Source organism: Granulicatella elegans ATCC 700633, assembly GCF_000162475.2.
In the GTDB taxonomy this organism is placed as follows: domain Bacteria; phylum Bacillota; class Bacilli; order Lactobacillales; family Aerococcaceae; genus Granulicatella; species Granulicatella elegans.
Genome location: NZ_KI391971.1, coordinates 595,239 through 618,602, shown reverse-complemented (window position 1 = coordinate 618,602; position 23,364 = coordinate 595,239). Strand labels below are relative to the sequence as shown.

The 23,364-nt window shown below is 32.5% G+C and carries 28 protein-coding genes; 5 read left to right on the top strand and 23 right to left on the bottom strand.

The window, feature by feature from the left end:
- Positions 1 to 25 precede the first annotated feature (25 nt).
- The 8 genes from HMPREF0446_RS02905 to sufC form a co-directional block, all read right to left on the bottom strand.
- Positions 26 to 544, bottom strand: a complete 519-nt coding sequence (locus tag HMPREF0446_RS02905) for a cysteine hydrolase family protein (protein ID WP_006702906.1) — start codon at positions 542 to 544, stop codon at positions 26 to 28.
- Positions 545 to 671: 127 nt separating this feature from the next.
- Entirely contained in the window at positions 672 to 1,250 is a 579-nt protein-coding gene (locus HMPREF0446_RS08780; RefSeq protein WP_006702907.1) for an Abi family protein, read from the bottom strand.
- Positions 1,251 to 1,255: 5 nt separating this feature from the next.
- Positions 1,256 to 1,642, bottom strand: a complete 387-nt coding sequence (locus HMPREF0446_RS08775; protein WP_040507480.1) for an Abi family protein — start codon at positions 1,640 to 1,642, stop codon at positions 1,256 to 1,258.
- A 306-nt stretch (positions 1,643 to 1,948) separates the two neighbouring features.
- Positions 1,949 to 3,343, bottom strand: a complete 1,395-nt coding sequence (gene sufB, locus HMPREF0446_RS02890; protein WP_006702908.1) for a Fe-S cluster assembly protein SufB — start codon at positions 3,341 to 3,343, stop codon at positions 1,949 to 1,951.
- A 2-nt stretch (positions 3,344 to 3,345) separates the two neighbouring features.
- Positions 3,346 to 3,795, bottom strand: a complete 450-nt coding sequence (gene sufU, locus HMPREF0446_RS02885) for a Fe-S cluster assembly sulfur transfer protein SufU (RefSeq protein ID WP_006702909.1) — start codon at positions 3,793 to 3,795, stop codon at positions 3,346 to 3,348.
- The gene (locus HMPREF0446_RS02880; protein ID WP_040507478.1) at positions 3,782 to 5,017 is read right to left on the bottom strand and encodes a cysteine desulfurase; all 1,236 of its coding nucleotides are present in this window, start codon (positions 5,015 to 5,017) and stop codon (positions 3,782 to 3,784) included. The genes sufU and HMPREF0446_RS02880 overlap by 14 nt, the downstream gene beginning before the upstream one ends.
- Positions 5,004 to 6,296, bottom strand: coding sequence for a Fe-S cluster assembly protein SufD (gene sufD / locus HMPREF0446_RS02875; protein WP_006702911.1), 1,293 nt, complete (start codon positions 6,294 to 6,296; stop codon positions 5,004 to 5,006). The genes HMPREF0446_RS02880 and sufD overlap by 14 nt, the downstream gene beginning before the upstream one ends.
- A 10-nt stretch (positions 6,297 to 6,306) precedes the next feature.
- Entirely contained in the window at positions 6,307 to 7,077 is a 771-nt protein-coding gene (sufC, locus tag HMPREF0446_RS02870) for a Fe-S cluster assembly ATPase SufC (protein ID WP_006702912.1), read from the bottom strand.
- A 222-nt stretch (positions 7,078 to 7,299) separates the two neighbouring features.
- Between sufC and HMPREF0446_RS02865 the strand changes: the two genes are divergently transcribed.
- Positions 7,300 to 8,040 carry a gamma-glutamyl-gamma-aminobutyrate hydrolase family protein gene (locus HMPREF0446_RS02865; protein WP_006702913.1) on the top strand — a complete coding sequence of 247 codons (741 nt, stop codon included), beginning with the start codon at positions 7,300 to 7,302 and terminating at the stop codon, positions 8,038 to 8,040.
- Positions 8,041 to 8,295: 255 nt separating this feature from the next.
- On the opposite strand, the gene HMPREF0446_RS02860 is transcribed toward HMPREF0446_RS02865, so the two are convergent.
- The 6 genes from HMPREF0446_RS02860 to HMPREF0446_RS02835 form a co-directional block, all read right to left on the bottom strand.
- Positions 8,296 to 9,555: a lipid II:glycine glycyltransferase FemX gene (locus tag HMPREF0446_RS02860; protein WP_156902310.1), complete on the bottom strand. Its 1,260-nt coding sequence runs from the start codon at positions 9,553 to 9,555 to the stop codon at positions 8,296 to 8,298.
- Positions 9,545 to 9,922 (bottom strand): glycine cleavage system protein H, encoded by a 378-nt coding sequence (locus HMPREF0446_RS02855; protein WP_006702915.1) that lies wholly within the window; start codon positions 9,920 to 9,922, stop codon positions 9,545 to 9,547. The genes HMPREF0446_RS02860 and HMPREF0446_RS02855 overlap by 11 nt, the downstream gene beginning before the upstream one ends.
- On the bottom strand, positions 9,915 to 10,280 hold the full coding sequence (locus HMPREF0446_RS02850) for an arsenate reductase family protein (protein ID WP_006702916.1): 366 nt from the start codon (positions 10,278 to 10,280) through the stop codon (positions 9,915 to 9,917). Before HMPREF0446_RS02850 ends, HMPREF0446_RS02855 begins: the two co-directional genes overlap by 8 nt.
- A 12-nt stretch (positions 10,281 to 10,292) precedes the next feature.
- On the bottom strand, positions 10,293 to 11,540 hold the full coding sequence (locus tag HMPREF0446_RS02845; protein WP_020991312.1) for an FtsW/RodA/SpoVE family cell cycle protein: 1,248 nt from the start codon (positions 11,538 to 11,540) through the stop codon (positions 10,293 to 10,295).
- Positions 11,541 to 11,993: 453 nt separating this feature from the next.
- A complete protein-coding gene (locus HMPREF0446_RS02840) occupies positions 11,994 to 13,352 on the bottom strand; it encodes an FAD-dependent oxidoreductase (protein WP_006702918.1) in 1,359 nt (452 codons plus the stop codon).
- A 291-nt stretch (positions 13,353 to 13,643) separates the two neighbouring features.
- Positions 13,644 to 13,997 (bottom strand): PH domain-containing protein, encoded by a 354-nt coding sequence (locus HMPREF0446_RS02835; protein WP_006702919.1) that lies wholly within the window; start codon positions 13,995 to 13,997, stop codon positions 13,644 to 13,646.
- 191 nt (positions 13,998 to 14,188) lie between these two features.
- On the opposite strand from HMPREF0446_RS02835, the gene HMPREF0446_RS02830 reads away from it, so the two are divergent.
- Positions 14,189 to 16,063 (top strand): DUF262 domain-containing protein, encoded by a 1,875-nt coding sequence (locus HMPREF0446_RS02830; protein ID WP_020991311.1) that lies wholly within the window; start codon positions 14,189 to 14,191, stop codon positions 16,061 to 16,063.
- A 73-nt stretch (positions 16,064 to 16,136) separates the two neighbouring features.
- Here HMPREF0446_RS02830 and HMPREF0446_RS02825 read toward each other — a convergent pair whose 3' ends face one another.
- From HMPREF0446_RS02825 to HMPREF0446_RS02815, 4 genes are all read right to left on the bottom strand, one after another.
- Positions 16,137 to 16,385, bottom strand: a complete 249-nt coding sequence (locus tag HMPREF0446_RS02825) for a hypothetical protein (protein WP_020991310.1) — start codon at positions 16,383 to 16,385, stop codon at positions 16,137 to 16,139.
- A 64-nt stretch (positions 16,386 to 16,449) separates the two neighbouring features.
- The gene (locus HMPREF0446_RS02820; protein ID WP_006702922.1) at positions 16,450 to 17,007 is read right to left on the bottom strand and encodes a sugar O-acetyltransferase; all 558 of its coding nucleotides are present in this window, start codon (positions 17,005 to 17,007) and stop codon (positions 16,450 to 16,452) included.
- Between the two features lie 74 nt (positions 17,008 to 17,081).
- Entirely contained in the window at positions 17,082 to 17,246 is a 165-nt protein-coding gene (locus HMPREF0446_RS08555; RefSeq protein ID WP_006702923.1) for a hypothetical protein, read from the bottom strand.
- A 158-nt stretch (positions 17,247 to 17,404) separates the two neighbouring features.
- Complete coding sequence (locus HMPREF0446_RS02815; protein ID WP_006702924.1) at positions 17,405 to 17,731, bottom strand: hypothetical protein; 327 nt, start codon at positions 17,729 to 17,731, stop codon at positions 17,405 to 17,407.
- A 153-nt stretch (positions 17,732 to 17,884) separates the two neighbouring features.
- Here HMPREF0446_RS02815 and HMPREF0446_RS02810 point away from each other — a divergent pair, with 153 nt between their 5' ends.
- From HMPREF0446_RS02810 to HMPREF0446_RS02800, 3 genes are all read left to right on the top strand, one after another.
- Complete coding sequence (locus tag HMPREF0446_RS02810; protein WP_006702925.1) at positions 17,885 to 18,337, top strand: DUF3290 family protein; 453 nt, start codon at positions 17,885 to 17,887, stop codon at positions 18,335 to 18,337.
- Complete coding sequence (locus HMPREF0446_RS02805) at positions 18,337 to 18,966, top strand: DUF421 domain-containing protein (RefSeq protein WP_006702926.1); 630 nt, start codon at positions 18,337 to 18,339, stop codon at positions 18,964 to 18,966. The genes HMPREF0446_RS02810 and HMPREF0446_RS02805 overlap by 1 nt, the downstream gene beginning before the upstream one ends.
- 142 nt (positions 18,967 to 19,108) lie before the next feature.
- Positions 19,109 to 19,306: a CsbD family protein gene (locus HMPREF0446_RS02800; protein ID WP_006702927.1), complete on the top strand. Its 198-nt coding sequence runs from the start codon at positions 19,109 to 19,111 to the stop codon at positions 19,304 to 19,306.
- Positions 19,307 to 19,409: 103 nt separating this feature from the next.
- Here HMPREF0446_RS02800 and HMPREF0446_RS02795 read toward each other — a convergent pair whose 3' ends face one another.
- The 5 genes from HMPREF0446_RS02795 to HMPREF0446_RS02775 form a co-directional block, all read right to left on the bottom strand.
- Positions 19,410 to 20,168 (bottom strand): TraX family protein, encoded by a 759-nt coding sequence (locus HMPREF0446_RS02795; protein ID WP_020991309.1) that lies wholly within the window; start codon positions 20,166 to 20,168, stop codon positions 19,410 to 19,412.
- 138 nt (positions 20,169 to 20,306) lie between these two features.
- Positions 20,307 to 21,095, bottom strand: a complete 789-nt coding sequence (yghU, locus tag HMPREF0446_RS02790) for a glutathione-dependent disulfide-bond oxidoreductase (RefSeq protein ID WP_006702929.1) — start codon at positions 21,093 to 21,095, stop codon at positions 20,307 to 20,309.
- Positions 21,096 to 21,107: 12 nt separating this feature from the next.
- Positions 21,108 to 21,638 (bottom strand): DUF4865 family protein, encoded by a 531-nt coding sequence (locus HMPREF0446_RS02785; RefSeq protein ID WP_006702930.1) that lies wholly within the window; start codon positions 21,636 to 21,638, stop codon positions 21,108 to 21,110.
- A gap of 74 nt (positions 21,639 to 21,712) precedes the next feature.
- The gene (locus tag HMPREF0446_RS02780) at positions 21,713 to 22,348 is read right to left on the bottom strand and encodes a hypothetical protein (protein WP_006702931.1); all 636 of its coding nucleotides are present in this window, start codon (positions 22,346 to 22,348) and stop codon (positions 21,713 to 21,715) included.
- Between the two features lie 180 nt (positions 22,349 to 22,528).
- On the bottom strand, positions 22,529 to 23,344 hold the full coding sequence (locus HMPREF0446_RS02775; protein WP_006702932.1) for an endonuclease/exonuclease/phosphatase family protein: 816 nt from the start codon (positions 23,342 to 23,344) through the stop codon (positions 22,529 to 22,531).
- Positions 23,345 to 23,364 lie beyond the last annotated feature (20 nt).

The window sequence follows — 23,364 nt, the reverse complement described above, 5'->3', positions numbered from 1 at the left end:
AATAGCGCTATAATGCGCTATTTTTTTATTTTTCAAATTCATCAAGGTACAATACTTCTACTTGCCCTGACCAATCTAATATACAACCAATGAAGTCAACAATATCTAAATCCTTCATTTCATACGTTTCCCCATTATTCACACTGGCAGTTGCATCTTCAATATAAGTTACTTTATAACCTCTATCTGAAGCAATAATAGCAGAAAATAAACAACAATATTCCGCATTTAATCCTGTAATCACAACTTCTTTAATTTGATGCTTCAATAAAATCTCCGTCAAATCTTTACATTGAAAAATATTTGGACTTTCTTTTTCAATAATATAGTCTGCTAAAACTGACAATTCTTCATCTAAACTTCCACTTTCATTTCCATTGTAAATAATGCTATTTTCATCATTATCAATATGTCTCGTATTAATAATAATATCTCCATTTTGCTTAAAAATGTTTTGTAATGTTAAAATGTTTTTTCTTAACTCGTCAAAATTTCCACGTTCTAACATGCCTTTTTGACAATCTAATACAATTAGTGCTTTCATTTGTTCTCCTTTATAACATTCTTATATATTATAGTTACATAGCGACAATATCAATTTTACCTCAATTTACATTAAACAAAAATTAGTAAACTATTATTCTCAACAAGAGTCATTTCGGATAATATATTTATGTTCTTTCGAGAGTTGTTTCAGTTTCTCCAATCATTGTATCTAATAATCCCATTCCATGTCTCACAACATTTTTACTAAAGTCAGATTTTACATCCATTCTATTAAGACAATGAACAAGTTTTTCTAAAAATATGGAAAGCGTATCATCTTGAATAAAGGATAAAAATACTATAATTGCATTCCAATCATTACTCCCTATTCCTGAGGCATACATTTCTTCATTTATGCCTATTCTTTCATGAATATATTTTACAAAATTAATTTTTCTTCTTTGTGGTTTAAAATTATAAATTCTATTACCATGGGCTGCTCTATTTCTAAACTCTAATATCAAATATAATGAATCCATAAAAAAATTTTTTTCTTTTTCAGTAATTTCATTAATATCTCTTAGAAAAAAATCTGCTATAATCTTTTCTTTTATTTCTTTCTTTTGCAATCTAATAAATACAATGAGATTTCCTAAACTAGTACCTTTTAATAAAATCCAAGGAGGACAGTTTTTATATTTTTCTCTATAATGTTTATAAGGATGAATATCATCCTGTAATATCTTTTCAAATTTATAAAACAATTTATCTAATTCATATTTTTATCAAACTTATGACCTAAATTATAATTTTCACGACACAAATAGTTTACTTCTTCAGAACCATAAGATTCTGCAATTCTATAGGAAGTAATACTTCTTAACACATGTTCAATTTTTTGAATTGTACTTAACGTTAAATCTCTAAGATTAGAATCAAATAAATATAAAGAGAATAAATCTTCAAGTGTAACTCCTGATAAAAATGTTTCCTCTTCTAAATTTTTATCTATAAAATAAGACTTATATCCATTGACGATGTCATAATAACTATACCGATGTAAAATTAATTTAGAGAAATTTTCGTCTCTTATATCCAACCCTCTATTTTTAAGAATTTCAATTTGTTCTTCTAAAGTTCTAAATGGCTTTTTCATATACCCTCCTAACACAAAAAGGCTACAAGTTTTCACTTGTAGCCTTTTTTGGACGTCACTACGTCCCCCCATTAATAATAAACATATTCTACAAGTAAATTGCTCTATTGTCAAATCCTATGTTTCATTACTCATATCTTTTACACCTAAATAATAAGACCAGATTTTATTTTTTTCAATAGAATTTTGCAAAACATTTAGGATTTTAGCAATCTATGACAAAATCTATGACAAAATTCAAAAAACAAACAAAAAAGCAAGCCTAAAAACGTTGTTATATCAACGTTTCTAGCACTTGCTAGGGTTTTATCCCACACTACCCTCCATCTCATAAGCAATTAATCGGTTTAATTCAACTGCATATTCCATTGGAAGTTCTTTTGTAAATGGTTCAACGAATCCCATGACAATCATCTCTGTTGCTTCAGATTCACTAATTCCTCTACTCATTAAGTAGAATAATTGTTCTTCAGAAATTTTTGATACTTTTGCTTCATGTTCTAAAGCGACTTTATCATTATGAATTTCGTTAAATGGAATTGTATCTGATTTTGATAAATCATCCATAATAATCGTGTCACATTCGATATGAGAAATAGAATAATCAGATTTCTTACTAAAGGTTACTTGTCCACGATAGTTTACGACACCACCATCTTTTGCGATTGATTTTGAAACAATCGAACTAGAAGTATGAGGTGCATTATGAATCATTTTTGCTCCTGTATCTTGGTGTTGACCTTCTCCAGCAAAGGCAATTGATAACATTGTCCCTTTTGCATAAGGTCCTTCTAAAAATACAGAAGGATATTTCATTGTTGTTTTTGCTCCTAAGTTTCCATCGATCCATTCAACTGTTCCATGAGCTGCTGCACGAGCACGTTTAGTTACAAGATTGTAGACATTATCAGACCAGTTTTGAATCGTTGTATAACGGCAGTATCCACCTTCTTCTACGAAGATTTCTACAATCGCAGCGTGTAAGCTGTTTGATGAGTATGTTGGTGCTGTACATCCTTCTACATAGTGTACGCTTGCCCCTTCATCTACAATAATTAATGTACGTTCAAATTGTCCCATATTTTGGTCATTAATACGGAAGTACGTTTGAAGTGGAACATCACATTTTACGCCTTTTGGTACGTAAATAAACGTTCCTCCTGACCATACTGCTGAGTTTAATGCTGCTAATTTATTGTCTGTTGGTGGTACTAATTTTGCAAAATATTTTTCGAATAATTCTGGGTATTCTTTTAATGCTGAGTCTGTATCGGTGAAGACAATTCCTAGTTTATCGAATTCTTCTTTCATATTGTGATACACAACTTCTGACTCAAACTGTGCAGATGCCCCTGCTAAATAAGCACGTTCTGCTTCTGGAATCCCAATTTTTTCAAATGTATCTTTGATTTTCTCAGGAACATCATCCCAAGAACGAGCTGGTTTATCACTCGCACGTTTGAAATAGGTAATCGCATCAAAATCAATATCTGATAAATCTGCTCCCCATGTTTGCATTGGCATTTTTTCAAATGCTTTTAAAGATTTTAGTCGGAATTCAAGCATCCATTCTGGTTCGTTTTTCATTTTTGAAATTGTACGAACGACTTCTTCGCTTAATCCAACTCCACTATCAAATACGGGCGTTACATCTTCATGAAAGCCATACTTGTAATCTTCTAATTCTGGAACTCCACTCATTTTTAAATTCCTTTCTTGTTTTTCTGTTCAACTGCTTTTTCTAATGCTTTCCATGCTAAGGTTGCACATTTAATACGTGCAGGGAATTTAGAAACTCCACTTAGTAAGGCAGCATCTTCTAATCGATCTTCATTCACACTTTGTCCTTGCACTAATTTTGAAAAATCTTCTGCTAATTCCAAAGCTTCTGGTAAAGTTTTTCCTTCTAAAATAACACACATCATACTGGCACTTGCCATACTAATCGAACAACCTTGTCCATCAAAGCGAGCACTTGTAATATGACCATCGTCTGATAATTCTAATTGTAACTGTAATACATCGCCACAAGTCGGATTATTCAACTCGATAACTTCAGCTTTTTTTTCAGTTTGAATCCCTTTATGACGAGGAAAATTCGAATGGTCTAAAATCACTTGACGATATAATTGATCTAATTTAGATAAAGCCATCTGAGAAAAACTCCTTTACTTTTTGTAATGCTTCTATGAAAAATTCAGCTTCTTCCATTGTATTATAAATATAAAAACTAACACGGGCAGTTGAAGAAACGCATAAATCTCTCATTAATGGTTGCGCACAATGATGTCCTGCACGAATTGCGACTCCTTCCATATCTAAGGCAGTTGCTAAATCGTGAGGGTGAACGCCATCCATTGTAAATGAAATGACGCCACTTCTTCTTGAAACATCCGTTGGACCATGGACGGTCACACCTTCCATTTTTGTTAATTGGTCATAAACATACGCTACTAATTGTTGTTCATGAGCATGAATGTGATCCATACCAATTTGTTCTAAATAATCAATCGCTGCTCCTAGTGCTATTCCACCGGCAATATTAGGCGTGCCTGCTTCAAATTTCCATGGAAGTTCATTCCATGTACTTTCTGTATCATACACGAAATCAATCATTTCCCCACCAAATTCAATGGGTTGCATTTCTTCTAATAGTGCTTGCTTCCCATATAAGACACCAATACCTGTTGGAGCTAACATTTTATGACCACTAAACGCATAAAAATCACAATCTAAGTCTTGTACATCGATTTTCATATGCGGTGCTGCTTGAGCTCCATCAACAACTAATACTCCTCCAACTTCATGGACGATTTGTGCTAATTCTTTAATTGGCTGAATGGTTCCTAACACATTTGAAGCATGAGCAATTGAAACGATTTTTGCTTGATGAGTCAACACTTCTTTTGTAGCTTGTAAATCTAGCTCCCCTTCCTCGGTTAATGGAAGGAAGTTTAAACTAGCTCCTGTTTGAAGTGCTAATTGTTGCCATGGAACAAAATTAGAATGATGCTCCGTTTTACTAATCCAAATCTCGTCTCCTTCATGCAGGCGATATTTGGCAAAACCTTGCGCCACCCAATTGATTCCAGTCGTTGTCCCTCTTGTAAACAATACTTCCTTTATCGAAGAAGCATTAATAAATGTTTGCACTTTTTGACGACTCGCTTCATAGGCATCAGTTGCTAGTTGAGCGAGTGTATGCACGCCACGATGAATATTGGCATTATAATTTCGATAATACTCTTCTATACAACGAATCACACTTTCAGGCTTTTGCGTTGTAGCAGCATTATCCAAATACACTAATGGTTCATCATTAACGGTTCTAGTTAAAATTGGAAAATCTTTTCGAATGTCATTACTGTTCATCATTTTTCGCCAACTTTTGATCAATCATTTCTACTAATTCTTTTTGTGTATTTTGTGCTGGAATTGCACTAATAACAGAACCTAAGAATCCACGAATTACTAAACGTTTCGCTTCTGCTTGACTAATTCCACGGCTTGTTAAGTAGAATAATTGTTCGTCATCCACTTGTCCTACACTTGCCGCATGTCCTGCTGTTACTTCATTTTCATCAATTAATAAAATTGGGTTTGCATCTCCACGTCCGCCTTCAGAAAGCATTAATACACGGCTCTCTTGTTGTGCATCTGCGAATTTTGCTCCTTTAATAATATGTCCAATTCCGTTAAATGTTAACGTTGATTTATCAAGAATAACTCCATGTTGTAAAATATGTCCCACTGAGTGGTTTGCATAGTTTGTCACTCTTGTATCAATTCCTTGAACTTGTTTACCAGTTGAAATAGCAACCACATTTACTTTTGCAGTAGAACCTACTCCACGTAATTCACTATCAAAGTCTGCGATTACATTTCCGTCATTCATAATCCCTAATGCCCATTCAATAGTCGCATCTTTTTCTAAATAACCACGGCGGTTAATGTAGGCATCCGTTGGTTGTCCTAATGTATCAACTGCTGCAAAATGAACTTTTGCACCTTCTTTTGCAATCACTTCTACAATAATATTCGCAGTATTTTTACAATCTCCAATACTTTCGAAACGTTCCACATAAGAGAGTGAACTATTTTCTTCTGCAACAATTAATACGTGTTTAACAAATGCTTCGTCTATTGTATTATTTTGTACAAAATGAGATTCAATAATGTCTTCTAAAACAACATTTTTAGGAACATAAATGAAAATTCCTGAATTAACCATTGCTGCATGATATGCTGTTAAGCTATCTTCATCCACTGGTACAGCTTTTGTCATATAGTATGGTTTCACTAATTCTGGATATTGTTGTAATGCTTCAAATAAATCCATTACTAATACATCTTGCATCGCTGTTTCAACATTCATCTCTTCCCAGTAAGAAACTGCTCCTAATTGAACAATTTTTGCACTTCCTACTGCACTTGGAATGTCTTTTTCTAATTCTGTAATGAGTGAGTTTGCTTCTCCAATTTCACTTTGGAATAAATTCCAGCGATGGAATTTTACACGCTCAATAAATGGTAATGGTAATTGTTTCGCTAATTCCAATGCTTTTAAACGAATGTCTAAAAACCAATCTGGTTCATTCTTTAGAAGTGAGAATGAAGTCAGTTGTTCTGGTGATACGGTTAATTTCTCTGCCATTCTCTTTCTCCTATTCTTGATGTTCTAAAGAAATTCCTAATTCTTCACTAATTCCTTTATATCCTTCTGCTTCTAGACGTTTTGCTAATGCAGCATCTCCAGTCATTACAACACGTCCGTCCATCATAATATGAACAACATCTGGTTCAATATAGTTTAATAAACGTTGATAGTGAGTAATAATTAATGATCCAAAGTTTTCCCCACGCATAGCATTAACACCACGAGAAACAACTTTAAGCGCATCAATATCTAACCCTGAGTCAATTTCATCTAAAATAGCAAAACTTGGCTCAATCATCATTAATTGAAGAATTTCATTACGTTTCTTTTCTCCACCAGAGAATCCTTCATTCAAGTAACGTTCTGCCATTTCTTCTGGCATATCTAAAATCGCCATTTTTTCATCTAATTTTTTGATGAACTCACGAACACCCATTTTATTGTCTTCATCACGACGAGCATTGATAGCTGAACGCATAAATTCTGCATTTGTTACGCCGGCAATTTCACTTGGATATTGCATTGCTAAAAATAGACCTGCACGAGCACGTTCATCTACTTCCATTTCAAGAACGTTTTCTCCATCTAATAAGATTTCTCCTTCTGTTACTTCATAACTTGGATGTCCCATAATCGCTGCAGAAAGAGTTGATTTTCCTGTTCCATTCGGTCCCATGACTGCATGAATTTCTCCAGTATTGATGGTTAAATTCACACCTTTTAAAATTTCTTTATCTTCAATTGACACATGTAAATTTTTAATTTCTAATGTTGCCATTATTAAGCCCCTTTCAAAATAAATCCTCAATGATATAACAGAATTTTTTATCTGTCACATTATTAATATTTTATCTTAAATGAGAACGATTATCAAAAGATAACGTTTCGAATTCATATCTTCTATTGTAAGTTTTTCACTTATTTTCACATAAAAAACTTTTCATTTTCATGAAAATGGAGTATCATATAAACTACTTACAATGCGAAAGGGGAAAAATAGATGCAACAATATCCTTTAATAGGAATTTCAGGGAATCATCGTCAAGATAATACTGAACATGATACCTATATCCTATCTTATGCACCTAACGGATTTGTTACTGGTTTAGAAAAAGCAAAAGCCATTCCAGTAATCTTACCGATTGTTTCTCAAGAAACAGCTCACGAATATATTTCAAGAGTTGACGCATTAGTTTTATCAGGAGGGCAAGATGTTTCACCTCTTTTATATGGAGAAGAACCTCATATTAACTTAGGAAGAACTTATCCAGTAAGAGATGCGTATGAACTTGCGCTAATTGAAGAAGCTTATCGTCAACGTAAACCAATTCTTGCCATCTGTAGAGGTATTCAAATTTTAAATGTTGCTTTTGGAGGTACTTTGTATCAAGACATTCAATCGCAATATCCAGAATCAACGATTTTACATGTTCAAAAAACAATGCCTTCTACTGCTACTCATACGATTGAAATAGCAGAAGGTAGTGAATTATCTAAAATATTTGGAACAAAAACAGCGATTAATTCGTATCATCATCAAGCGGTTAAAGAACTTGCTCCTAACTTCAAAGCTGTTGCTTGGAGTTCAGATGGATTAATCGAAGCTTTTGAATCAAATGAAGAAGGACAATATGTTCTTGCTATACAAGGGCATCCAGAAACAATGGTGAACGATTACGACGAAATGCAAGAATTGTTCAACCATTTTGTACGTTACATTAAGGAGAACAGACTTTTCTAACATGTAGTATTTAGGACGCAAATAAAGAGAAAACGAATGGCAGTCAACTGTCTCACACGTTTTCTCTTTTTGCATACACTAAAATCGGAAGAAATAGACTTTTCTCCGTAGCAAAAGTAATAAAAGCCACTAAAAAGTGGCTTTTGTTACTGGAAAATTCGAGACCTTGGCTCGAATTTTAGGTATGAGACTTTCAAAGCAAGGCTGCTACCGTCCTTTTTGCTACTTCACAGAAAAGGCTATTTCTGTAGATTGTTATATCTTCTTAAATTTCGCAATAAACCCTAATACTGGACTTAGTGTTTTTGTGAAGTTACCGACTGGTTGTACGAGTCTTCCTCCAAATTGACGTTTGAAGTTAAAGTTTCCTTCATTTTGGTTCGCTTGGTTCGTTTCAATCGTTCCATAGAAATTATAATACTTAAATCCATTGTCTTTCGCATATTTCATCATTTCCCAGTTCAATAAGCTTGAACCTCCAAAGTTTAAGTATTCTTCATGAGAACCACCAAATACTGAAATCACTTCATCCCCATAACACATAAATAAGTATCCTGATAAAGCTAACATAGGATTATGAATATCTAATGCTTCAAAAGTCTTTTTACGTTTTTGATAACTCGCTAATTGATCTTTTGCATCTGTAATCAATCCACGTGTTTTCTTCACATGTTTTCCTTCTTCTTCACGGACTGCTAATTCTTTTTCCAACTCTTCCACTCGATTCGTAAAGAATTCAATTCTTTCATGATAATAAGCTTTATAAGCTTCAACATCTAAGAAAGCAACCATGTATTTCACTTTACCTTGGAAAGCTTCTTTCATTTGTTGGAAATAACTGAAATCTTGTACTCGGAATCCTTTTCTAACAGAAGTTTCACTTAAAATAGAGTAGAAAATTTCTAAATCATCTAATTCTAATTCACGAATCGTAATATGAGATTCTACCGCTTTACGTAAGTCACGTTTTAATGAATTCGAATAATCTTTATAAATCGCTTCGCTATCTTCATATTCTGATAAGTCTTTTCTAAACAATTGCCCCATAACTGCTCGACCATCTAAATCTAAGAAACGGTCATATCCAGCTTTTTCAAAATTCGCTAATAATTCTGGATAACGACACTCTTCTACGACTTCTAAAGATTCATTAATCACTTTATTCATCATATATGGATTCATTTCTACTCTGGCAATGCCTTGTTCTTTCAAGAATTCTTCTAAACTTTCTAACATTTGAGGAAGTTGGGCAATTTTATCTTCTTCAAATAATGGACCTTGAATCATTACGGCTTCTTTGAAAAATCTAAAACGTCTACGGATTCCTACTAAACCTTGCGCAATCCATTCGTCGCCTTCTGTCCAAGCAATAAAGAATACTTCTTCAAATACACTACGTTGCTCATGAACTTCTGCCATTTGTCTTGTTTGTAAAAAATTGGCACACTCAAAACTTTCTTGACGTTGTTCAAAAGTTTCTGCTGAAATCATTTGTACTTGCATTCTAGTTTTCACACCCTTCTTTCTTCTCACAAACGATTGGTAAATCTTTATCTAATAAGCTCGCAAATGCTGCTTCATCCACTTCTTCTAATGTATAAATCCAGTTCACAGCTGTATCCACTTGGTTTAACATTTCAGGATTATCTTCTAATTCTGTATGCCAAGCAACTACTTTTCCTGATAATGGACTGACAAATTCTGTAACAGCTTTTGCTGCTTCCACACTCATAAATGAATCTTCTATTGTTAAATTTTCTTGGTTAAATAATTCTACAAAACTAACATCTCCAATATCATCTTGACCTTTTGGAGAAATGCCTACTGTATAACGGTTGTCCTCTTGTTTAATCCATAATCCATTTTCACTATATTTAATCATTTGATTCACCTTTCAATAATTGTTCATATTGTTCTTCTTTAAACCCGAAAAACACTGCTTCATCTGATACTAATAATGGTCGTTTAATTAACATTCCATCACTGGCTAATAATTCCATCGCTTTAGAAGTTTCCATTGTTTTAATGACATCTTTTAATCCCAATTTACGATATAATTCTCCACTAGTGTTGAATACTTTTGTTAGTGGTAATGCACTTCTTTCAAATAAGACTTGTAATTCTTCTGAAGTTGGATGATCTTCACGAATATCTTTTACTTCAAATGGAATATTGTGTAGCTCTAACCATTTTAAGGCTTTCTTACAAGTTGTACATTTTGGATGGCTATAAATAATCATGTTTGTTCTCCCTTACGCTCTTGCTTTTAAAAATTCTTCTGGTAGTTGTTGTTGTTGTCTTGTTTGTTGGTTAAATGGATCCTCATCTTCTCCAAAAATATTACTCTTGAAGTGGTATCTCATCGACATCATTAACCCAATCCCCATCATATTTCCTAATAGAGAAGATCCCCCTTGAGAAATGAATGGTAATGGAATCCCTGTTAATGGTAATAACCCAATTGTCATTCCGATATTTTCTACAACGTGGAATAAAATCATCATAATTACTCCCGTTGCAATATAAGAATAAAACTCATTTTTTGTATCAAAACATACACGAATCATTTGATAAATTAAAATGAAATACACGGTAATTAAGAATGTTCCTCCTAGGAATCCGAAGTTTTCACCGATTGTCGCAAAAATTAAGTCTGATTCACGAACAGGAACGTAAACTTCTGAGTGTCCATATCCTTTACCGAACATTTTCCCTGAACCGATAGCTTTCAAGCTTTGGAATAATTGGAATCCTGCTCCACCTTGGTCACGATATGGATCTAACCATGAATCGATACGGCCGAATTGATAATTTTTGAATCCAATATTTAATAATAATTGTCGGTTATACACTACAAGGTAGATGAGTAATGAACCGATTAAAATGGCTGTTAAAATTAATGGTAATAAGATTTTCCAGCTAATTCCTGACATAATCATAACGCCGCCTAGAATCATTAAGAATACTAAAGTTGTTCCTAAGTCGTTTTGTAGGATAACGAGTAATAACGCTGGTAATGCATATGCGATTAGTTTTCCGAATAAATACCAGTCGGTACTTTTTGTACGGTACTTCGTTAACATGTTATGATGGGTCGCTACTTTTGCGAGCATCAAGATGTAGAAGATTTTTACGATTTCGGATGGTTGGAATGAGAAGCTTGCGATTCTGAACCAACTTTTCGCACCGGTTGCGGCTGCGGTTCCTCTATCGTAGAGGAATAGGACGGCTACTAGGAGTATAAGTCCTATGATGTAACTCAGGGTGGTTAGTTTCCATAGTTGTTCTGAGTCAAATTGCATGATAACGATAATAGCGATTGTGCCGACTACGTACCAAGCAAATTGCATGAAGACGGTTCTGAGGGATCCGTGTGCTACTTGGATATAGGTGGTTGATAATAGTGTCGCTATGCTGATTAGTGCTAGTAATAAGACGGGTAGGATGATTCCGTAATCGATACGGGAATCTTGTTCGTCGTACATAATTTTCCTTTTCATTGGTAACTCCTTTTCTGTTATTGTATCTAATGTCTGAGTTCTATATTCTGATGGAATATAACGTACTTATTGTAACATAGAAACGAACAGAAATGCTAATTCAATTGTTACCTTAATTCTTTTTTTAGAGAATACTCGTGAATAGAAACAGAAAATAATTTTTATTGTAGCCGGACGCCAGCAAACCCATTCGGGTTTCATGGCTAAAAATTGAGCCTTGGTCTCAATTTTTCCTAATAATATAAGCCACTGTTGCTGTGGCTTATATTATTGCTACGATGAAAATTTTTTCTGTTTCTGTTCACTCTCCTTAATGTGAAGGGCGGTTATGTCTTTTCTGCTACTATAAATTTTTTTCTATTTTCAAACAACCGATTTGTCAGGGGTAAGAAACGCAAAAAACGACAAGTGTCGTTTAGATACTTGTCGTTTTTGTTTCATCTTTTAATTAAATTATTTGCCTTCAGCTAATACACGTTCTTGTTCTACTGCAGCTTGTCCTAAGATGTTTAAGTAGTTCCATGGACGGTCGAATACTGGTTGGAAGAAGAAGTCTACGTATGCTAAGTCTTCGATTGTCATTTTGTTTTGGATTGCTAATGACAATGTGTTTGCAGAAGCTGTACAGTCGTATTTAGACATTACTTGTCCACCTACGATACGGTTTGTACCTACTTCGTAAACTAATTTCATGTAGATTTTTTCGTATGTTGGCATGAATTCTGGACGGTGGTTATCTACCACGTATACAGAACGCACATCTAAACCAAAGTGAGGTGCGCTACCTACGTTTACACCTGTTGAACCAATGTTCCATCCGAATAAGTGTAATCCTGATGTAGATTGTGTTCCACGGTATTTAACTTTGTGTCCGTTAATGTTTTTACCAACTAAAGCACCCATACGTACAGCGTTTGTTGCTAATGGAATGTATGCGTGTCCTCCGTTAGGATTGTAGTTAACAGCACAGCTATCTCCAGCTGCGAATACATCTTTAACAGATGTTTCCATGTAGTCGTTAACGATGATAGCACCGTTAGGCATTGTTTCTAATTGGTCTTTAACTAAGTCGTTATTTGGACGGAAACCTACACATAGGATAACCATGTCAGCTTCGTATTCGCCACCAGAAGTTACAACTTTGTTTACAACTCCGTTTTCGCCTTCGAATGATTTAACCATTTCGTTTAAGCGAACTTGTACACCACGTTCACGTAAGTCTTCTTCTAAGATATCAGTGAATTCTGGGTCTAAGTATTTGTTTAAGATACGGTCTAAACCGTCAACTAATGTTACTTCTTTACCTTCTAAAGCAAATGCTTCTACTAATTCGATACCAATGTATCCACCACCGACAACAACGATTTTCTTCTTGTCAGTTTTCTTAGCAAAGATTTCTTTAGCTTGGTTATAGTTTTTACATAATTGAACGTTTTCTAACTCACGTCCTGGAATTGGAGGAAGAATTGGCCAAGAACCAGTTGTTAAAACTAATTTATCAAAAGTTTCTGTTTTTTCTTCTCCTGATTTTAAATCTTTAACAGTTAAAGATTTACCTTTTGTATCGATGCTTGTTACATCGTGTTCCATATGAACTTCTGCTCCTAATGAAGCTAATTCTTCTGGACTAGAATAGAATAAGCCTTGAGGGTCTTTAACAACTCCTCCAACGTATAACGCAATACCGCATGATAAGAAAGATACATTGTCATTTCTTTCATATACTACGACTTGTGCTCCTGGGTTATCATTTAAAATTGTTTTTACTGCAGCAGTACCCGCATGAGTACATCCAACTACTACAACTTTCATGTATGTTAGCCTCCTATGTTTTCATAATAAATAAGAATGATTCTCATCTACAAGTGATATCGTATACAATTTCAAAGGAAATTGCAAACTTTTAGCTTACTTTTTTAATAAATTTTTTAATTTATTTTTAAGCCTGTAAGTGTTTCATATGTTATAACATTTTTTATAGACAAGAAAAGGATTTTTAAGTTTATAAAAACGTCCAAAATATCTGAGTATCTCTTTGCAAAAGACGCTTATGTTCTTTTAAATGAAAATACCGTGGACAACATGTATCCACGGTAAATTATTTTACAAAATATACTCAGCGAGTAAACGTTCAAAGGTACGAATATTAATATCTCTCTTCAATTGAATCTTAATATTACCTGCCCTTGTCCATAATTCTACTTCTGAAGTAAAATCTAACATTCCGGCATTTTCAGTAGACCACATATGAACAGAACTATATGGTAAAGAATAAATCTCCACCTTACTTCCAGTTAAGCCTTGAACATCCTTAACAATCAATCGCTTATTGGTAAAAATCGCCACATCACGAACGGTTCTAAATGCTCGTTCTGCTACTTCACCATTAATTAATAATTCCTGAACATCATGCGGTACTGGAATTTCTTTATAAAATATCCAACTTAAATTAGTCATAGTTTTAGTTCTCCATTCCTAAGGCGATTCTTTATATATTTCATCAATTAGTATACTCATTTTTTAAGCTATTTTCCATATTTTATGAAATCATAAAATATAATCATAAAATTTCTTCTATTATTAATTAAGATCTATACAGATCAAGCGTATTGTCATATACTATGAATAAATATAAGGGGGGATTTTTTATGGATATTAAAGTAACAAAATGTGCAATTTCTGAATTAATGCCCATAGAGGGAAAAGGGAATTACAATATTCCTGAATACCAACGAAACTATTCTTGGTCCGAAGATAACATAGAAACATTAATTCAAGATATTATCAATGAAGATGATGGATACTATTTGGGAAATATTATCATTACTTCTAAAAGCGATTCAGAAGATACTTATGATATAGTTGATGGACAACAAAGATTTACAACTATTACTCTAATTTTCTTAGCTATTTATGACATACTTAATGATGCTACTGAAATCACTACTTTATCAAAGGAACAAAAGACACGTTATGAAAGAAAAAAATTTGATATAGAACGTAGATTAACTTTTGAAGAAAAATTTAATAAAGTTAGTTTTAATTTTAGCGAACAAATTAAATTAAATTTACTTGAACCTGATAGAAGTATTTATTTTGATCTAATTGATAGAGTAATTAATTTTAAAACTGATAAAAAGCAACACAAAAATAAAATTTTAGGTAAGAGATATCAAAGCATTAAGAAAAACCTTCTTAATAAATTCTTTGAATCAGATATGATTCTTGAAGACAACAATATTGACACAAAAGTAAATAACTTAATTGATTTTTATACTAAATTAATTGATGCAAATATTTTAAAAATCGAAGTTACTAATTTAAATGATGCATTTACTATCTTTACATCATTCAACGCCAAAGGAGTTCCATTAACTCTAATTGACCTATTTAAATCATATTATATACGTGAAGCTGGAGATTCTCCTGGTGTAATAGATAAATGGTATCAATTATTAAATATTTTTAATAACAAAAATGAAGAACCTATTTCTGATGTGGTTACTCAATTTTTATTAAACAATTATGATACATTTGAAAACACTTCTAAATCTTCAATTACTAGAGGATCAGCTTTAAATGCATATGATACTATTTTTTCAGAAAAAAAAGGCGATTATATTGAAGCTTTGATTTATAGGGCTAAATTATTTTCACTGTTGAATCCAAAGATTAACACTATCAATAATAATTTAAACACCTCTACAGTAATAAAACTAGAAAAGTTATCCACTCTAGAATCTACTCAAGTTATACCGGTTGTACTATTCTTATTGGATAAATTAATTCAAAATAAAACTAGTATTGATATCTTTGAAGATTTTATAGATTTCTTAATTAGTTATTATGTACGTAGAAACTTTATTTTACGCCCTAAATCATCAAATATTAGAGCTAAATCTCTTCAATGTATTAGAGACTATCAGAATGTAGATATCATTGACCAAACTATTATTAATAAATTTAAAGAATATTTTAAATCTATTGCAGCTCCTGACGAATTTTTCCGACAATCTCTTTCAGACTCAGTTTATACAACTTCAAAACGAACTACTCGTTTCGTATTAGTTGAACTTGAAAGAAAAAATAGCAAATTCTTTACTAAGCAAAATCCAGAAAACTTAGAAAGTGTAAATTCATCTGGTGCATATATTTGGACATTAGAGCATATTTTACCTCAATCTGCTGAAGGAAATAAATTATGGCGTACTGAATTAATTGAATCTGGAGTTAATGAAGACGATTTATCTTCTAAACTTGAAGAGTATACCCACAAAATTGGAAACTTAACTCTAACTGGATATAATTCAGAAATGAGTAGTAAAAGTTTTAAAGACAAAAGAGATTACCGAGAAAAAGAATCTCTTTCTGAAGTTGGTTTAAAAACAAGACTTTGGTTAAATGAGTCTATTCCAAATAATAATGAAACAATTGATCAGAAAGAAAGATGGACTTTAGAAGACATTGACAGAAGAACAGATTTCTTAGTTAATGAAATTTTATCAATGTATACATTAGATTAAACTTACACAGCAAAAAGGTTGGTAGAGACATTCTATCAACCTTTTTTTATGCATTTAAAGTTTTAAAACTATCTTACACTCTAACTACCGTAATCATCTCATCAAACTCATCATTCAACAAATGCATTTCATCTGTGTTCATATATTTTTGGTACATCATGTCTAATACATCTTGATTATTGATGTCTTTTTCGATACTTATTAATGCTGTAAAAAACGTTTTGTAATCTTTTTGCATCATCTCTTCAATTGCTTGTTTTGTTTTTAAAAAAGTCCATTTTTCTACTTCCCATCTTTTCATTTTGTATTCATAGTATAGCATTATTCCACCCACATTTCCCTATCAAAAAAGTACTCTACAAAACGTAAAGTACTTTTTGATTTCTTTATTTCACTGGAATTTCTTTAATGACTCGTGCTGGGTTTCCTGCTAGGACGACATTGTCTCCGAATGATTTTGTGATGACTGATCCGGCTCCTGCAACGACATTATTGCCTAATGTGACTCCTGGTAGGACTGTGACTCCTCCTCCTGCCCAGAAGTTATCTCCTATTGTGATAGGTGCTCCATATTCTTTTCCTGAATTTCGTTCGGTTGGATCTAATGGGTGAAGGGGTGTCAAGAATTGACAATTTGGTCCAATCATAGCATTCTTTCCTATAGTAATCGGGCAAACGTCTAACATCGTTAGATTGTAATTTGAATAAAAGTTTTCTCCAATATGAATGTTAATGCCGTAATCGACGACTACCAATCTGTTAATGTATACATTTTCTCCTGTTGAGCCAAACCATTTTTTGATGATTTTAGCCCCTTCTTTAGGATTTTCTTCGTTGTTGAAGGCATTTTGTTTTTGTCTAGATTCTTTTGATAACTGAACTAATTCTGAATCTGATGGACAATACGGTTCTCCTGCAATCATTTTTTGATATTCACTTGTCATTTTACCTCTCCTTATTAAACAAATTTTGTGTCATAAACTATTCCTCTATTAATATTATTTACTATCAGTTTTTCTTAGATATGCACTGCTTCAATCATCTCATCAAACTTATCATTCAATAAATGCATTTCATCTGTGTTCATATATTTTTGGTATATCATATCTAATACTTCCTGATTGTTAATGTCTTTTTCGATACTGATTAATGCTGTTACAAAAGTTTTGTAATCTTTTTGCATCATCTCCTCAATAGTTTTTTTTATTCCAGTTTTCTACTTCCAATCTTTTTATTTTGTACTCATAGTATAGCATTAAACCTTTTAGAATTCCCCAACAAAAAAGTACTCTACTAATCGTAAAGTACTTTTATCACTTTTTTTCAAATTTTATATCAGATTTAAAGAATAAATATTAATAGAACAAGAAGTGCAACGATTTCTAAAATATAAGTCAGTGCTAGTATGAGAAACCAGTTTAGCAATACTTTAATATAAAAATTTTGTTTGATGAGTTCTATTTTTTTCCAATTTAATAACCAGACACTTCCAACAGCAGGGACGATACTCCATTGATGTACTAGTATCCATCTAAAAATGGAATATTCGTATTCTCCGTTTTTTTCAATATATAGATGAGCCATTTCCGATGTTACTAGTGCAGAAACTAAAAATACGATAGCCACCAGTATCTTCTGTTTTCGTGTTAATGATTGTTGTGTTTCCATCCTTTTGATTCCACTCTTTCTTGAATTTAAGCAAATTGTACATTATTTCTTTTTATTAGTAAATATTTTTTAAAGTATATCCAATCATCTAAAAACATTGTCTTTATATCATAAATGTCTTATAATAAACTACGTTCAAAAAGGAGGTTTATTATGAAATTTTATTCATATGAATATGTATTAAGTCAAATCAGTCAGCAAGATTGGGTAATGGTTATTATTTCTGCAGTATTGATTTTTGTCACTGCATTTTTCGCTTTTAAAGCTTATCAAGATAAGCGTGGCAGTAAATTTCGTGAATTGTCGCTTATTTCAATTTTAGCTTTAGTAGCTGTTGTTTTAATTAGTATTTCTAATTTTCAAAGTAATCAATCTACAAATAATCAGTTCCGTAACTCTCTACACTTTATTGAAATTGTTTCAAAAGAATTAGGTGTAGATAAGGAAAAGATATATGTCAACACTTCTGCTACGACTGATGGAGTTATTATCAAAGTTGGAGATCAATTTTATCGTGCTTTAAATGGCTCTAACAAGGATAGTTATTTATTAGAGAAGATGGAATTATATAAATCAGATGTTGAACTTGTGGAGGTTAAAAAATAATGAGCTTTTTTATTACAATTGCGATTAAGTTAGCACTAGGTCTTATTTCTTTAGTATTTGTTATCAATGTAACTGGTAAAGGAAATTTAGCACCAAGTTCTGCAGTAGACCAAGTACAAAACTTTGTTCTCGGGGGACTTCTTGGTGGGATTATTTACAATAGTTCGATTTCACTTCTTCAGTATGTTGTTATTTTAATTATTTGGACAATCTTAATCTTACTATTGAAATGGTTGAACACGAATGTCTTAGTGATTAAGCAATTAATTGATGGTAAACCTGTTTTGATTATTAAAAATGGAAAATTAGATTCTGAAGCATGTCGTTCTAAAGGATTATCTGCTTCAGAAGTGGCTCTTAAATTACGTTCTCAAGGTATCTTCCAATTAAAAGATGTTAAAAGAGCTGTGATTGAACAAAATGGGCAATTTATTATTGTAAGAATGGGCGATGAAAATCCTAAATACCCTATTATTACAGACGGTGTTATTCAAACGGAAATTTTAGATACAATTGGCAAATCTGAAGAATGGTTAATGGCTAAGTTAGAAGAAGAAGGCTATGATAATGTAGCGGATATCTTTATTGCTGAATACGACAAAGGGCAAATTAATGTTGTAACGTATTAATATTTTGATGAATGTTCAGTAAAATTTCTGAGCATTTAATTTGCTTTTGAAAATCAGAATAGATATACTTTAGCTACTATCTAGTTTAATGATGATTACTCTTCTTTGAATTAGATATAAACTAATAAATGGAGGTAATCTCATGTCAGCAGAAGAAAAATTAAACCAAGTTGCTGGTTCTATCAAAGAAGGTTTTGGTAAATTAACTGGCGACAAAAAACTTGAATCTGAAGGTGCTACTGAACAAGTAGTTTCTAAAGTAAAAGAAGTTGCTGAAGACGCTAAAGAAGCTGTTGAAGGCGCTATTGAAGGTGTTAAAAACATCTTTAAAAAAGATTAATAACGATTAAATCGTATAAATCAAAACACGCTCAATATGAAACTGAGCGTGTTTTTTTAGTTTTATAAATTTAATGGTTCAATCACGAACATATAAAGATACTTTATTCAGAAATATCTGAAGTTGGATTTGTTTTTTCTTTCTTTTCTCGATAACAGAAATGAATCGCTATAATTGAGAATACCATCGTCCATTGAAGGCTATATGGATGTAAAAGAAAACTAAAGATACTATAAACAAGGATTAATAAATATTGAATTCCTCTTCTTTTTCTAAAAATATAAAATAACCAACCTAATATTACCATCATTACGCCAGTAGGAACTACAAAGAGACTTGGTAACATTAACATTACTGCTCCCACGATATAATACACAATAGCTTTCGAAAACCTTGGTTTCAAAAAGAACATTCCAATTTCAAATACTAAAAACGATAGGATAAAAGGTAATAAAATCATTACTATTCCTTGGAACCGTGGAATATAATTTTTCTTTCCTAATTGTTTACGATACTTTCTTAAATAATCAGTTCCAACATTGAACATAGCAACAATTAGTAATGTCGTAAAGATATTTTTATAACTTTGCCATCCTATCGGTACAATAAAATGATCAATCAGTCCATACCCAAGAGATAGCAACCAACTCAATAGGAGTAATCCAATCATTATTTTCTTTTTATTAGTTGTATGGTAGAAACTATCTGCAAATAAGAATAACAAAATAGGATAAACAATGCGACCTACGATTGATAAATAAAGTGAAGTATCCAAACTAAATAGTAATGGTCGAAAACTATCGATTATCATTAAAAAAATTGCAAAATACATTAATTTTGAACGATGTGTATAAATTTTCATAAGTTCTCCTTTTTATTAAGATAATAGTTGAATGATAACAGTTAATTTAGGATAAGTAAATGTTTTTTGACACAAAAAAGGAATTAAGACACTAAATAGCGCCTAATTCCTTTTCTAACTTTTCGCTTCAACTACGAACTATAAACTCTTATATTCTATGTCTAGTGCTTTTTGAACAGCAGGTCTATTCTCAATTCGTTTTGCCCATTCCACTAAGTGTGTGTAGCTAGATGCATCTAAAAACTCTGCTGAATTTTTGTATAGTTTATCTAATACTAATTGTCCATACCAAGACCAAATCGCAATATCTGCAATTGTATACTCGTCTCCTGCAATATAAGGTCTTGTTGCTAATTCTTTATCTAGTAAATCTAATTGACGTTTTGTTTCCATTGTAAAACGATTGATGGCATATTCAATTTTTTCAGGAGCATAATTAAAGAAATGTCCAAATCCTCCACCGACAAATGGTGCAGATCCAGCTTGCCAAAATAGCCAGTTTAATACTTCTGTACGTTTTTCAACTTCTTTTGGAATAAACTGTTCAAATTTTTCAGCGAGGTATAATAAGATATTCGCTGATTCAAAGATTCTAATATCGTTTGCACTAGATTGATCTAATAAAGCAGGAATTTTTGAGTTTGGATTTACTTCGACAAAGCCAGCTCCGAACTGTTCTCCATCCATAATAGAGATTTTATATAAGTCATAGTCTGCTTCTTTTATTCCTAATGCTAATAATTCTTCTAATAAAATCGTCACTTTTACACCATTTGGAGTTCCTAGAGAATATAATTGGAAAGGTTTCTCCCCTTTTGGTAATACTTGTTCAAAGCGAGATCCAGCAGTTGGACGATTAATTCCTGAAAATTTTCCTTGATTACTATCTGCTGCACTCCACACACGTGGTAATTCATAATTTGTCATATTCATTCTCCTTTATTTATCTAATGATAAATGTAAAATTTCATAAATATTTGTACCTTCCATTTGTTCTGGAAGTTCTTCAAAGAAATAATATTCCTTACATTGCCATTTTTCTGGATTATAAACTAATAATTGACTCGTACTATTATCAAAGGTACTTGAGAAGCCTAATCGTTCCATTTGAGCTGATTCTGAGATTTCTCTTGTTATTTCTAAACAATAATGACTATTATTAAAGTTTTCCTTTTTCTCAAATGCTAATGGAATTGCTGTAGAAATAGTTTGCCATCCAAATGATTTCAGAATATTATCATAAAATCCATCCCATATAAATTGATTCATTCCTACTGAATTTTTCCATAAATATAATGGAGCATATTCTTTTTTGATGTCATTTTTACTATTTTCTACAGAGATAAGATACGCTTTAAAAAGTAAATCTTTAAAACCGTCCATTTTATATCCATTTTCTCGAACTCGTTCTCTAATGATGTTCATGTCAAACGAATCTGGTAATTGAATTTTATATTGCATTGATATCATATTAAATTTCCTTTCTAAAAAAGACTTTTATCCGTAGCTTCACTGCTTCTACATCAAAAAGTCTAAGTCTAATCTTATTTCAAATTATTCGCTCTTTGATTCATTTCATCTGCAGCTCGATTTAAGCCACGGCTTTGGTATTCATAAGCTGCTCTTTCGTAACGATCAATATCTTGTTGTCTTCTACGTTCTGCATCTTGCTCACTTGCAAGTCTAGATTGTTCAGCATTGAAAGCATCATTGTTATTACCAGATGGAGCCGAATAATCTCCACCTCCACTATAACTACCTGAGCTCGATCCAAATTCATTGAAAAGAATGCCAAGAGCTACAGCTAGTACAACAACGGTAAAGACAATGACTAAAGCTACTTGTAATAAAAATGCAAATAGTAAAATCAAACCTGCACTGAGTAATGTTTTCAGAATAAATCCTTTACGAATTAAATGGATTTTAAAGTAATCAAGAATCAATACACTCACTGGTGCAAAAACTAATCCAATTTTATGGAAATTTAACCATCCTAAAATAGAATTGTCCGGTGCTGAAGGTAATTGAGCACTTTGGAATCCTGTAAGAGAGTTCGTAGTCACAACAGGGGCTTGACTTTGTTTATACCCAAGATACATCGTCATAGCTGCAATCACTGTATAAACTACAATTGTAATGATTTGTTGTTTACGTGTTAATTGTAAAAAATTCTTTATCATCTTTATACCTCGCTTTTTAAACTAACCTTTATTTTACAAGATAAGAGATTTCTAGTAAACAATTATGAATACTTGTAGAATATCCCCGACTCTATCCTTCGTTAATCCTAATAAAGTTCGCATTTCAATATCCAGGTATGTAAAAAAGGTTAGGATTCTTTCCTAACCTTTTTCCTACTTTTATTTCCAGTTTAATTGAGCATTTAAACCAAAGTGGTCACTCACTTGAGGACTATGATTCCCATCAAAAACGACATGTAGGTTTTCTATCTCTAACTCTTTAGTGGTAAAAACATAGTCAATGCGGAGTGGTTCTGTATTCCCCTTCCATCCATCAATTTCTGGTGGAACAGTATAGCTACCACTTTTCTCTTTAGCAACTTCAAATGCATCTTGTAAGCCTAATGGACTAGCTAAAATAGCTTGGTACCCTTCTTGACCTGCTGGGTTGTTAAAATCTCCCGCTAACAAAAGAGGCTTGTTCAAAGTTTTCAGTACAGTCTCAAATCTTGCCCATTCTTCTTGGAAACCTTTATCCCACCAAGAAAGGTGCACACTAGCAACTGCTAGTTCCTTACCATCTACTACCGTTTCAGCTAAGGCAACACGACGGGTATGATAGTCTGTTGGATCATCTACGTCTGAGACCAAAACTTCTCTGGCTTCGATTGGTGTTTTAGATAAGATCGCTACACCTTCATGGTATCGATCATAACCAATATGATTATAAGACCAAGTCCAATAATAATTTCTGCCGCTTTCAGCTAATTTTTCTAACAAAAGTCTAACGTAGTGATCTTGATGAATCGGTTCTGCTGATGGCAAAGCTTTGTAGTAGTCATCAACTTTTACCTCTGGTAAAGTAATTTCCTGATTGACTTCTTGAAAACAAATCAAATCATAATTCTTATCAAGAATATCTTGAAGTAAAAGATTGAATTTTTCTTCTGCTTCTTTCTCCATCCAGCTATGAGTATTCAGTGTTAAAAATTTCATATTTTTCTCCTAAAACAAGA